The 12,257-nt window shown below is 47.1% G+C and carries 11 protein-coding genes; 9 read left to right on the forward strand and 2 right to left on the reverse strand.

Annotated elements, in window-relative coordinates; genetic code table 11:
- Positions 1-525 precede the first annotated feature (525 nt).
- The 8 genes from KJS52_RS20905 (at position 526) to KJS52_RS20940 (ending at position 9,302) form a co-directional block, all read left to right on the forward strand.
- Positions 526-1,464: an ABC transporter ATP-binding protein gene (locus KJS52_RS20905; RefSeq protein ID WP_213519170.1), complete on the forward strand. Its 939-nt coding sequence runs from the start codon at positions 526-528 to the stop codon at positions 1,462-1,464.
- Positions 1,465-1,474: 10 nt separating this feature from the next.
- Positions 1,475-2,815: an ABC transporter permease gene (locus KJS52_RS20910; RefSeq protein WP_213519172.1), complete on the forward strand. Its 1,341-nt coding sequence runs from the start codon at positions 1,475-1,477 to the stop codon at positions 2,813-2,815.
- A complete protein-coding gene (locus KJS52_RS20915) occupies positions 2,808-3,950 on the forward strand; it encodes an ABC transporter permease (protein ID WP_213519174.1) in 1,143 nt (380 codons plus the stop codon). Before KJS52_RS20910 ends, KJS52_RS20915 begins: the two co-directional genes overlap by 8 nt.
- Before the next feature lie 4 nt (positions 3,951-3,954).
- Positions 3,955-4,638: a response regulator transcription factor gene (locus KJS52_RS20920; protein WP_213519176.1), complete on the forward strand. Its 684-nt coding sequence runs from the start codon at positions 3,955-3,957 to the stop codon at positions 4,636-4,638.
- 2 nt (positions 4,639-4,640) lie between these two features.
- Positions 4,641-5,639 carry a sensor histidine kinase gene (locus KJS52_RS20925; RefSeq protein ID WP_213519184.1) on the forward strand — a complete coding sequence of 333 codons (999 nt, stop codon included), beginning with the start codon at positions 4,641-4,643 and terminating at the stop codon, positions 5,637-5,639.
- A gap of 81 nt (positions 5,640-5,720) precedes the next feature.
- Positions 5,721-6,404, forward strand: a complete 684-nt coding sequence (locus KJS52_RS20930; RefSeq protein ID WP_213519186.1) for an ABC transporter ATP-binding protein — start codon at positions 5,721-5,723, stop codon at positions 6,402-6,404.
- Positions 6,401-9,046, forward strand: a complete 2,646-nt coding sequence (locus tag KJS52_RS20935) for an ABC transporter permease (protein WP_213519188.1) — start codon at positions 6,401-6,403, stop codon at positions 9,044-9,046. The genes KJS52_RS20930 and KJS52_RS20935 overlap by 4 nt, the downstream gene beginning before the upstream one ends.
- Positions 9,047-9,083: 37 nt before the next feature.
- Positions 9,084-9,302 carry a hypothetical protein gene (locus tag KJS52_RS20940; RefSeq protein WP_213519189.1) on the forward strand — a complete coding sequence of 73 codons (219 nt, stop codon included), beginning with the start codon at positions 9,084-9,086 and terminating at the stop codon, positions 9,300-9,302.
- Positions 9,303-10,155: 853 nt separating this feature from the next.
- On the opposite strand, the gene KJS52_RS20945 is transcribed toward KJS52_RS20940, so the two are convergent.
- Positions 10,156-10,452, reverse strand: coding sequence for a hypothetical protein (locus KJS52_RS20945; RefSeq protein ID WP_213519191.1), 297 nt, complete (start codon positions 10,450-10,452; stop codon positions 10,156-10,158).
- Positions 10,453-10,602: 150 nt separating this feature from the next.
- Here KJS52_RS20945 and KJS52_RS20950 point away from each other — a divergent pair, with 150 nt between their 5' ends.
- On the forward strand, positions 10,603-12,027 hold the full coding sequence (locus tag KJS52_RS20950; protein WP_213519193.1) for a Sapep family Mn(2+)-dependent dipeptidase: 1,425 nt from the start codon (positions 10,603-10,605) through the stop codon (positions 12,025-12,027).
- Positions 12,028-12,040: 13 nt separating this feature from the next.
- Here the strand turns inward: KJS52_RS20950 and KJS52_RS20955 are convergent, their stop codons facing one another.
- Positions 12,041-12,199, reverse strand: a complete 159-nt coding sequence (locus KJS52_RS20955) for a hypothetical protein (protein WP_213519195.1) — start codon at positions 12,197-12,199, stop codon at positions 12,041-12,043.
- Positions 12,200-12,257 lie beyond the last annotated feature (58 nt).

Here is a 12,257-nt window from a genome sequence, read left to right on the forward strand (position 1 = left end):
AGAGGTTGTTTAAAAATCTGGACTTTGATGACGATGTAGCTTCTCTGTAGCGTAGTCGACGGCGAATCTTGGACGCTAGCGAAAACTGCGATGTTCACGTAGTTTTCTGCCTACGCTGTTCTCCTTGTTTTCTACTAGCGTCCAAGCTTCTTGATCTTGCCCTAAAAAAACTACAGCGGAGGAGCAAAGCATCCGAAAAACGGGAGTGTGTCGCCTTTAACATCGTAATGCTACCTTTAAAATTAAATAAGAGCATTGCGATTTAAAAAGCGACTTGAGGATGCATTGCTCCGGAGCGCTGAAAAACGGGAGTGTGTCGCCTTTAACATCGTTAATGCAACCATAAAAATTAAAATAAGCGCATTACGATTTAAAAAGCGACTTGAGGATGCATTGCTCCGGAGCGCTGATTATGTTCGTTATGTTGCCCTTTGTGCTTGGAATAAAGCGGCTTAACAAAAACTTTATTGTCCTGCTGGGAGTCGTTACCTATAATGAGATTAGATTTGGGAGAGGGTGGTAGGTTTGTTAAAGGTAGAGCAGCTTAGTAAGAGTTATGACGGAAAGAGCATCGTTGATCAATTGCACCTGCATATAAAAGCCGGGGAGGCTTATGGTTTGCTAGGTCCCAACGGAGCGGGCAAGTCGACGACGATAGGCATGATTAGTGGTCTTATTAAGCCGCAAAGTGGCAGTATTATGATCGGTGAGGTCAATATGCTGCAAGCTCCCAAGCAAGCACAGCGTTATATTGGGATTGTGCCGCAAGAAATTGCGCTATATTTGAAAATGACTGCACGGGAAAATTTAATGTTTTGGGGAAGAATGTATGGCTTGAAAGGGCAGCAGCTGAAGCAACGTGTTGCGGAAGTGCTGCAAATTATTGGACTTGAGGATCGGGCGAATGACAAGGTGGGTGCTTATTCGGGCGGCATGAAGCGCCGCGTCAATATCGGCGCAGCGATCTTGCATGAGCCACAACTGCTGATTATGGATGAGCCTACTGTCGGTATTGATCCGCAGTCGCGAAACCATATTTTGCAAACTGTTAAGCAGCTTAATGAACAAGGCATGACCATTATTTATACTAGCCACTACATGGAAGAGGTGGAGTATCTCTGCACGCGAATCGGCATTATTGATCACGGCAAGCTGCTTGCAGAAGGAAGCATTGAGCAGCTGCAGCAGCTGGTTGGCAATGCAACGACGATACATATCCATTTGGAAGAGGCTGTGGAAGATGAACAGGACCTATTGGCCAAGCTTGTCACGCTTTGCGAGGGCAGAAGCTTTACGATTAAAGAGAGCGTCATTACGACGTTAAGCAATGAGCCACAGACAGTGCTTGTCCGCATCCTGCCGCTGCTGGAAGCCGAGCATATTACAATCAGCAAAATTGATATACAGAAGCCGAACTTGGAAACGGTGTTCCTGCATTTGACAGGCCGTTCCCTTCGCGATTAGGAGGGAAACGATGCGAAGCATATGGATATTTTTCAAGGATTTAATTCTACTGCTGCGGGATAAGCAGGCGTTGCTGACGATGATCGCCATGCCATTGATTCTAATTGGCATACTCGGCATGGCATTCAGCAATTTGTTCTCCGAAAGTGACACTACGAGCGATGTTAAAGTGGCAAGCTTCGAGCTTGCTGTTGTTGATCTTGACCAGTCGACGTATAGTACGAGGATTACAAATGAGCTGCTTGACCAATACTTGAATGATTATATAGATTTGCAATTGATGTCGCTTGCCGAGATGGAGCTTGCATTAGCTCAAGCAACTGTCGAGCAGGCGCTTATTATTCCTGCCGGCTTTGAAGCTTCAATCAATAGCGGTGAGCAGGCTGCTGTCACCTTGATAACTGCGGGAACCTCAACGTATCCTGAGCTCATTTTAAATAGTGCGCTGCTGCAGTACAGCATGACGAACGCTGGCATTGAAGCTTCCATCGCATTGCTTACAGAGCATTATGCGCAGCAGCCGCCAGAAGCGGGAATGATGACACCTGAGCAGCCAGCATCAGATGCAGGAGCGAGAGCGCCAGGAGGGCAGTCAGCACCTAGTCTGCCAGCAGCAGATGCAGGAACGAGAGCGCCAGGAGGGCAGCCACCATCTGATCTGCCAGCAGCATCTGAGCTGCAACAGCAAGCGGAGCAGACCGTGCCATTGCATATTGAAAATGTGAGAGGAAGCTCTGAGACGGTTAGCTCCTTTCAATATTACGCGGTTGCAATGGCCGTCATGTTTCTGCTAATGACCGTTGTCATCTTGATCGGCTCCATGATTGAGGAGAAAAATGAGCCCGTATATGACCGTCAGCTTACGACGATGCTGCAGCCATGGCAGTACATGCTCGGCAAATTTATCGGGCTGTTTCTCATCAGCAATTTGCAGCTGCTCGTTATTGTAGCTGGCACAGCTTTACTATTTGGTGTAAACTGGGGAAATTCCACACTTGGCCTGATGCTTACGATGCTGAGCTTTACGATGAGCACATCAGGGCTGGGTGTATTTGTCGGCTCCTTTATTCAGAAGGAATCGGTATTTACGAATGTAGGTATGATCGGTACGCAAATACTTGCTGCGATAGGAGGCAGCTTTGTGCCTATCTATCTGTTTCCTGAATGGATGCATGTAGCAGCGAAGGTTGTCCCTAATGCGCTTGCACTCCAAATGTTTCTGGAGCTTATGTCTGGCGGAGCAGCTGCGGATATTTGGCAGGAAGCAGCGATTGCCACTGCTGTTGGAATCGTGCTCATGCTGCTGGCATGGCTGCGCTTGATGAAGCAGGGAGGTGAGCGCCGTGTATAGTGTGTTGCATATTATTTTGTTTCGTTTAAGGCAAATGCTGAAGGAGCCATCTAATATCATTTTGCTGTTTGTCATGCCGATTGTATTCAGCCTCATTTTCGGCAGCTTTGCCCTTGATGGCGGCGGTGAACCTCCAAAAGCAGTAATCGTTGCAGAAAATTGCGAGCTGTGCGGGGAACTGAGCGGCCTGATCGCAAAAAATCCTTCTTTTACGTGGGAGTATCAATCGGAGGAGGAAGCTCGCACGCTTGTTGCTGAACGCAAGGTTGTAGCGGCAATCGTTGTAGAGCCGCAGCCTTATGAGCGGATTCAGGCTGGAGAAGCGCCTTATCGAGTCATTATGAATGAGCCGACAGAGGATTATATCGTGCTGTCCCAGTTTGTAAGAGGGATTATCAATATGGTTCTTATGCAGCATGAAGTCGTTCGCGACACTGGAGAAGCCGGACTTGTGCAGGTGCCGCACAGTATTAACGCTACACCGCTGATTGAGCTTCAGCAGCAAAGCTACCAGGCTTATTTGCTGAAAGGAGAAGATCAGGCGCGCAAAGCATCGCAATCGACAAGAGCGATTGGCTTCACGATTATGTTCCTGATGTTCACGCTAAGTGGAACCGCAGCGGTCATCTACAACGAGCGCAAGGATTTCACATGGCAGCGGCTGCGCACCACTGCAGCTACCTTTTCACAAATTATTTGGGGCTATATCGGCTCGTTCTGGGTGCTCGGCTGGCTGCAATTTGCGGTGATGCTGTTGTTTATTTATATTGTCTATGGCTCGACATGGGGGCTGTATCTCGTGCCATTCGTCTCATTGATGATATTTATGGTTGTTGCCTTCAGCATGATGCTGGTTACGCTAATTAAGTCGAAAAAGCAAGCAGAAGCGCTAAGTTCGATTATTGTCGTTAGCACCTGTATGCTGGGCGGCGTATATTGGCCATTGGATATAGTACCGGATATGATGCAAAAAATAGCTCTTGTCATTCCGCAATATTGGATGATGCAAGGGATGAGCGACGTTGCGCTCAACATTACTGACTGGTCAATCATGTGGAAACCTTGGTTAATACTGTCAATATATAGTATACTATGTCTAACGGTCGCGATTCGTAAACTTTCAAAGGAGCAGTAATAGGATGAAGGTACTCATTGTCGAGGATGATCGAACGATTGCAGCAGGCTTGGAGTATTCATTGCAGCAGGAGCAATATGAGGTTGTCATCTCTCATACAGTGAAAGAGGCAGAGGCGATCATTAAGGAACGCCATGAGCAATTCAGCATATATATTTTTGATCTTAATTTGCCTGATGGCTCTGGTTATCAATTGTGCAGGCTGGTCAAGTCGTTGCATGAAGCGCCCGTTATTTTTCTATCTGCAATAGATGAAGAGGTAAACATTGTGATGGGGCTTGATATGGGAGCCGATGATTATATAACAAAGCCTTTCCGCGTTAGAGAGCTGTTGTCGCGGATGAAATCGGTGCTGCGCCGTTATCAGCTGGCAGCGCCTAATAAATCAATTATTTCAATCGGTGATGTGCAAATTCATACGATCGAGGCCAAGGTATTCAAGGGGCGGCAGGAGGTCGCCTTGACTGCACTTGAATATCGCTTGCTGCTTATTTTCGCCAATCATCCCGGTCAAGTGCTGTCACGCAATCAACTGCTGGAGCGGATTTGGGATGTGGCTGGCGACTTTGTCAACGACAATACATTAACCGTATATATTAAACGTTTGCGTGAAAAGCTTGAGGATGACCCTGCCCAGCCAGAGCTTATTGTAACGGTGAGAGGCTTAGGCTACAGGATGGGGGAATAGACATGCTGCGCAATAATGAATTTCGTTTATATTTGGCTTTGCAGCTGCTTATTATGGCAGCAGCACTTGGTGCGGCACTGCTATGGCTTGGCTGGGAGGCATTTTGGCTTGTACTCGCTGCAATTGTGCTTACCTGCATAAATTTTTACGGCTTTACCAGCTGGAGATATCGCGAGCTGATGCGCTTATCGCAGTATTTAAGGAAAATTGCCGCAGGCGGCTATGCCTTGGATATACGCGACAATCGCGAAGGCGAGCTGAGCATATTAAAAAATGAAATATTTAAAGTAACGATGCGGCTCTCGGAGCAAAGCGAGTATTTGCTGCGCGACAAGGAGCGGATGAGCGAGGCATTGTCCGACATTTCTCATCAGCTGAAAACGCCGCTGACGTCAATGGGGGTCATGCTGGATTTATTAAAGCAGCGGGATCTTCCGCCAGAGAAGCAAGGGCAATTTCTCGCTCATTTGCAGCAACAGCTCGAGCGAATGGAATGGCTTATAACGGCGCTGCTGAAAATTTCGAAGCTGGAAGCGGGAACGGTACTGTTTCAGCCGGAGCCTGTCAGAATGCGGGATATCGTTCAGCAGGCGCTGCAGCCGCTGGAAATTCCAATCGAGCTAAAGGAACTGAGCGTCCAGCTTGCAGGGGACGAGCAGCTGTATCTGAATGTCGATAAAAAGTGGACGGTAGAGGCCATTCTCAATATCGTGAAAAATGCCGTCGAGCATACGCCTGCAGGCGGGCAAATTAAGCTGACGATGTCGCAAAACTCTTTATACAAAGAGCTGACGATTGCAGACAGCGGGCCAGGCATTGCCAAAGAGGATTTGCCGCATCTGTTCAAGCGTTTTTACCGCGGCAGTCATGCCAGTGAGGCGAGCGTTGGCATAGGGCTGGCGATGTCATACAGCATTATGCAGGCGCAAAACGGAAAAATTGAAGTCAGCAACGGCATCGCTGGCGGAGCGCTTTTTTCGCTGAAATGGTATGCCAAGTGACGATTTAGTCACTTTACAGTCACGTGGACGTCATATGCCATCGATATACTACCTTTAGAACATATACATGGAGGAATTTTGATGGATATATTGAAGGTGGAAAACCTGTCCAAAGTTTATGGAAAAGGTGAAAATCAAGTTCACGCGCTGAAGGATATTTCATTTACAGTGAAAAAAGGCGAATTTGTCGCAATTATCGGGCCGTCTGGCTCTGGCAAGTCTACCTTGCTGCATTTGCTGGGAGGTGTAGATAAGCCAAGCACCGGCAAGGTTTATGTTGACCAAACTGATATGTATGCGCTAGGGGAAACCCAGCTTGCGGTATTCCGCCGTCGCCAAATCGGTTTGATCTATCAGTTTTACAACTTGATTCCTGTCTTGACAGTTGAGGAAAACATAACGCTGCCGCTGCTGCTAGATGGCCATAAGGTTAATAAGGAGGAATTTCGCACGCTTGTCGAGACATTGAATTTGGAGCATCGACTGAAGCATTTGCCGAACCAGCTTTCAGGCGGGCAGCAGCAGCGTGTCTCGATCGGACGTGCGCTTATTAATCATCCTGCAATTATTTTGGCCGATGAGCCGACAGGCAATCTGGACAGTCAAAACAGCAAGGAAATTATGGACATGCTCGTCATGTTCAACAAGCGCTTCAACCAAACGCTAATTGTCATTACTCATGATGAGCGGATTGCGCTGCAGGCCGACCGGATTATTACGATCGAGGACGGCAGGCTTGAAAAGGTTGAGGTGATCAGACCGTGAATATTGTCAACAAGCTAACGCTGCGTCACATGCTGCTGAACAAGCGTCGTACGATGGTTACAATAGCGGGCGTTATTATTTCGGTGGCGATGATTACGTCTGTTGCGATTTTAGGAGTCTCCTTTCTCGATTTGTTCAAGCGGGAATCGATTGCCAGTATCGGCAATTGGCATATGAAATTTTATAACACACCAGCATCCAAGCTGGATGTGCTGAAAGAAAGCAAATATGCTGATGAATTGTTACTGGAGCACGAAGCAGGTTACGCCTTGCTGACTGAGCAAGGTGTAACTGAAGGTAGCAGCACTAAGAAATTTATTCATGTAAGGGAATATAATACTGCGGCCTTCGACAAGCTGCCGCTTAAGCTGCTCGATGGAAGGCTGCCGACCAATGAGCATGAAATCGTTGTGCCCGAGCACTATGTGAAGCGCTACAGCCAGGATGGGCTCGTTATAGGCAGCACCATGACGATGACGCTGGGACAGCGTGTCCAGGTCAATGAGGAAGGCGAGCAAATATTTCTGGATCAGGGAATTGGGCTGATGGTGGAAGAGGATAAGCTGCTTGAGCAATTCGTGCCTAAAGGGCAAGCCAGCTATACAATTGTCGGCATCATTGAGCGTTTGGACTGGGAATATGTCAGCTCTCCGGGCTATAGCTTCTTAACCTATTTGAATGAGGCCAATTTAACCGACGATCAGTTGGTCACTGCCAGCTTATATTCTGCCAAGCCGGATAAAGGGATTTTTCAAGAATCTGAGAGACTGGCTAAAGAATTAGATTCGAAGCCTTATACTACGAACGGCGATTTGCTCCGCTACCAGTTTGTAAGCATGAATGGCGGATTTATAATCACAATGTATTCCTTGATGGCGATTGTAATGGGTGTTATTATAATCGGCTCAGTTTCGCTTATTTATAATGCATTTGGCATTTCAGTTGCGGACCGCTCGCGTTATCTTGGAATGCTGGCGAGTGTAGGTGCGACACGTCGCCAAAAGCGAAATTCGGTTTTGTTCGAAGGATTAGTGATTAGCATTATAAGCATTCCGCTCGGCATATTGGCTGCCTTGGCTGGACTGGGCATTACGTTTGCCGCGATCAATTCCACAATAAAGGACGTGCTAAGCGTTTCGGTAGGGCTTGAGCTGAAGATGAATCTTGGGGCAGCGCTGCTGGCAGTAGCCGTAAGCTTAATCACGATTTTCCTGTCTACATGGTGGCCAGCCAAACGGGCATCAAAGGTTTCAGCGATTGATGCGATTCGCCAATCGCAGGATGTGAAGCTGACGCGCAAGCAGCTTAAGACATCCAGGCTTATTCGCAAGCTGTTTGGCATGGAAGCGGATATTGCGATGAAAAATATTAAGCGCAATAAGCGCAGATATCAGATTACTGTGTTTTCCCTTGTTGTAAGTATTATGCTGTTTTTAACCGTTTCTTATTTGACAACTGCACTGAAAACGACGGTGTTCAGCACAAGTGAAGGGATCAACTATGATCTGAAGGTTTCTTACTATGATGCGGAAGAACCTAATGTTGACATGATTGCTTCATTAGAAGGCGTGAAGGAATACAATCAAATGGACATTATGTATACCAATGTTCAACTGCCAGTCGAGCTGCTGCCGGAGCAGGTGTTGAAGGCAAAGTTTGGGGAGGATCCGCATAATGAGACGGTTGGCATGCCTGTATTCTTCTATCAGCTGGAGGATGACAAGCTGCTGGAATTGGCGGATAAGGCAGGAATTAATGCGGATAGACTGCTGGATGCGGATCGACCGCAAGCGATCGTTTATAACATAAGCAAGTTTTACAATCCAGTAGATAAGCGTTTTGTGTATGAAGCAGCATTGTTAAAAACAAGCGATATAGAGCTGCAATTGCGAGCGTTGGAGTATATACAAGAGACGAATGAGGCAGGCGAAGAAAGCGTTAAAGAGCAAAAGATAGACATGGGGAGCATTGAACTGGTTGGCAGTACGAAGTCTGCACCGATTGGCATGGTTCATGGCGGTAAAAGCGGTCCTGAGGGAGTAGCACTAATCGTTAGCGAGTCAGCAATGTCCAAGCTTAAGCAGCACGACAACATGAATAAATACGAGAGTGGCGTTTATTTGACCAGTGATGATCCTAACAAGCTGGAGGAAGATCTTCGCGAAATCGAACAATTAGAAAGTTTTTATATTAGCAACAAGCACAAAAGTAAGCAAGTTGATGACGCGACGCTCTTTATTGTTTCGGTCTTCTCCTACGGGTTTATTTCACTGATTACGCTGATTTCAATCGCCAACATTCTTAACACAATTTCGACCAGCATAGCCTTGCGCAAGCGTGAGTTTGCCATGCTGCGTTCAATCGGCATGACCGAAAAAGGCTTTTATCGGATGATTAACTATGAGAGCCTGCTGTATGGCTTGAAGGCATTACTGTATGGATTGCCGCTCAGCTTTGGGATTATGCTGCTGATATATAATTCCGTGCAAAACACAACAACATATCGATTCGAGGTGCCGTGGTTTAGCATCGTAATTATGATAGTCGCTTTATTTATGATCGTGGGGCTGTCGATGATCTATTCCGGCTCCAAGGTAAAAAAAGGCAGCATCGTTGAAGCAATTAAGCAAGATAACTTGTAGCTTGGACGCTGTAGCAGTAGGAAGGGGGAGATTGCAGATGGCAAGTACAAGGTGCAAGGAACAGCTTGCACAATATGAGCTGATCATTTACCAAATGGCGATGCTGCTGCATCACCACGAACTATTGGCGACTGAGATTACAAAGCAGGTGCTCTGCCAGCTATGGCGTGATCATGAGTTTTTTGATCTGGAGCCCATCAAGCAAAGAAATCGCTTAATGTGGCTGGTCAGTAAGCAAAGCGTCAAACTTGCATAGCCAAGCTTGAATGAATTAGCCATTATACCAAAACAAACGGGTGCAGGTGAAAGCTTGGAGCAGAGACTCCAAGTTAACCTGAACCCGTTTTTAGTTGGGGGAACACTGCTAAAGAATTTGTATAACGCTATTTATAACAAATGCGGTCATTCTCAATTCTAACGAATCTATAGAAGCTTATTGGACAATTTCCACTGCAAATGCGGCTGTATTCCGAACTTAACGTTATGAATATTCGTTAGATTTCCTCTAATACCTAATCTGCTCAATAACGTTCTACAGATTCATTATTTCAAACTCCCCTTCCAATCGAGGTTTAAAAGCAGGGCTTTCAGGACCAAGAAGCTTGGACGCTACTAGAAAGCGAGGAGCACAGCGTAGGCACAAGCTACGTGAGCACCGCAGTTTTCGCTAGCGTGCCATATTCGCCGTCGAAAAAGCTACGAAGCGATGCATCGTCATCAAAGTCCAGCTTTTAAACTCCCCTTCCAATAAGGGTTTAAAAGCAGGGCTTTCAGGACCAAGAAGGTTGGACGCTAGTAGAAAACGAGGAGCGCAGCGTAGGCACAAGCTACGTGAGAACCGGAGTTTTCGCTAGCGTTCAAGATTCGCCGTCGAAAAAGCTACGAAGCGATGCATCGTCATCAAAGTCCAGCTTTTAAACTACCCCATCAAATCGAGGTTTAAAAGCAGGGCTTTCAGGACCAAGAAGCTTGGACGCTAGTAGAAAACGAGGAGCGCAGCGTAGGCACAAGCTACGTGAGCACCGGAGTTTTCGCTAGCGTTCAAGATTCGCCGTCGAAAAAGCTACAACGCGAACCATCGTCATCAAAGCCGTACTTTTAAACTACCTCTAAAGGCAGGCTTTGCGCCAGTTTGATCTGTTGAACAACCCCCCCTGCCCTGAAAGCTGCCTCCACACCTGCTGCTTAAATTCAGGATGGATGTATTCGGGAGATAAATATTTCCATGATTGCCCTAGAAGAGATAACGCCTCGGGAAAGCTGTGTACGATGATTGGCTCTTGCTGCGGTTCGCTTAAGTCATGGGAACGGTAAAATTCCCAGTTTCCTTCGCCGCGTTGGCGTGCCAGCAAGGAGATGTTGCCTGCTGCGCCTTTAACGCGCAATATCGTTTGCCATTGCTCCATAGTTAGCGCCGTCCTCCTTTAGCTTTCTTATAAATTCCGTAAATATATCAGGATCGTTAGTACTAATATACATCATTTACCATTTACTGCGCATCAATTTCCTGCAAATATGGTACGATAAAAGAAAGATTACATAAATGAGGGTTGATTATGAAGGAAAAACAGCTAATTGAGCAATATTTTGCGGCGCATAAGGAGCAGTTTATTGCCCACATTCAACGACTTGTGGAAATTCGCAGCGTCAAAGGAGAAGCACGCGAGGGGATGCCTTTTGGCGAAGGGCCAGCAGCAGCATTACAGGAAACGCTGGCAATCGCCGAAGAGCTGGGCTTGCTGACGAACAATTTGGAAAACTACGTTGGTACGATTAGCATCAATGATTTCGAGTCGAAGCTTGGCATACTCGGACATGTTGACGTTGTTGGCGAAGGACAAAATTGGAGCACAGACCCTTATAAGGCTGTTGTGATTGATGGCAAAATGTATGGTCGCGGCACTAGCGATGATAAAGGGCCTGTTATTGCAGCGATGTATGCGTTGGCTGCTGTAAAGGAGCTTGGCTTCCCACTGAAATACAATACAAAGCTGATTGTAGGCACGGATGAGGAATCAGGCATGGCCGATCTCGACTATTATTTGTCCAAGGAAGCAGCGCCGCCTTATGTGTTTACACCTGATGCTGAATTTCCGGTTATTAATATCGAAAAGGGAGCGATTCGCACCTCGTTTTCCGCGAGCTTTGCTTGCGAAACCGGGCTGCCGCGTGTAAATGAGCTGCAGGGCGGCTACAAAGTCAATGTAGTCCCACCAGAAGCAACAGCAGAGGTAGAAGGCTTGGAGCTGCCTGATATTAGTGAAATTGCAAGCAAGGTGACGACTAAAACTGGGGTTAATTTCGAGCTGCGCGATTTGGGAGAAAAAAAGGTGCACATTAAAGCAATTGGCATTGGCGGTCATGCTTCGACACCGGAAACAGCGATCAATGCTTTGACAGGACTGCTTGCACTCATTGCGGCTCTGCCCTTGCACGACTCTGAAGGACATCGCAAGCTGCGCGGCATCGCGGAAATCTTTCCACATGATGATTATTATGGGGCAGCTGCAGGACTGGCAATGGAGGATAAGGAGTCAGGCAAGCTGACGATGAATTTTTCGATTTTATCCTACAGCAGCAGCGGACAACTGGAAGGGCAGTTTGATAGCAGGGTGCCGCTCTGTGCTACCGAAGCGAACACGTTTGATGTACTTGAGCCAAAGCTTGCGCAATATGGCCTGAAGCTGGTGCGCGGCGGCTATGAACCGCCTCATCTTACTCCAGCAGATTCCTTGTTCGTGCAGACGCTGCTTAACGTTTATGAGCAATACACAGGGGAAAAGGGCGAATGCATTGCGATTGGCGGCGGAACCTATGTGCATGAAATTGAAGGTGGTGTTGCCTTCGGCCCGACGATGCCAGGCATCGATACGCGGATGCACAGCAATGACGAGTTTATTATTATTGACGATATGCTGAAGGCCGCGCAAATTTACGCGCAGGTCATCGTCGAGCTTTGCGGTGAGAAAAGCAAGCTGTAGTCGGCTTGACTGGTTAGCTGATAATTAGCAATGAAGCAGGGCTTTCCAGAAAAGCCCCTGGAACAAAAGCCAGAGCAAAGGAACAAAGGAGCAAAGCAATTCCGAAGCGTAAATGGAGGAATGCTTTGCTCCGCAACATCCCCTTCTTACTTCCACATAAATGTCTCTTCATTGCTTCTTACTCCTGTTACTCTCTGTGTCTGCTCATATGTGACGAGCAGAACCATATT

This window comes from Paenibacillus montaniterrae (assembly GCF_018403185.1).
GTDB lineage: Bacteria > Bacillota > Bacilli > Paenibacillales > Paenibacillaceae > Pristimantibacillus > Pristimantibacillus montaniterrae.

What these genes read in the sequence shown, in the direction of transcription:
- KJS52_RS20945 (WP_213519191.1), bottom strand. Translation starts at nt 10,452, where the DNA reads ATGGAGCAATGGCAAACGATATTGCGCGTTAAAGGCGCAGCAGGCAAC.
- KJS52_RS20920 (WP_213519176.1), top strand. Translation starts at nt 3,955, where the DNA reads ATGAAGGTACTCATTGTCGAGGATGATCGAACGATTGCAGCAGGCTTG.
- KJS52_RS20925 (WP_213519184.1), top strand. Translation starts at nt 4,641, where the DNA reads ATGCTGCGCAATAATGAATTTCGTTTATATTTGGCTTTGCAGCTGCTT.
- KJS52_RS20950 (WP_213519193.1), top strand. Translation starts at nt 10,603, where the DNA reads ATGAAGGAAAAACAGCTAATTGAGCAATATTTTGCGGCGCATAAGGAG.
- KJS52_RS20910 (WP_213519172.1), top strand. Translation starts at nt 1,475, where the DNA reads ATGCGAAGCATATGGATATTTTTCAAGGATTTAATTCTACTGCTGCGG.
- KJS52_RS20930 (WP_213519186.1), top strand. Translation starts at nt 5,721, where the DNA reads ATGGATATATTGAAGGTGGAAAACCTGTCCAAAGTTTATGGAAAAGGT.
- KJS52_RS20955 (WP_213519195.1), bottom strand. Translation starts at nt 12,199, where the DNA reads ATGAAGAGACATTTATGTGGAAGTAAGAAGGGGATGTTGCGGAGCAAA.
- KJS52_RS20940 (WP_213519189.1), top strand. Translation starts at nt 9,084, where the DNA reads ATGGCAAGTACAAGGTGCAAGGAACAGCTTGCACAATATGAGCTGATC.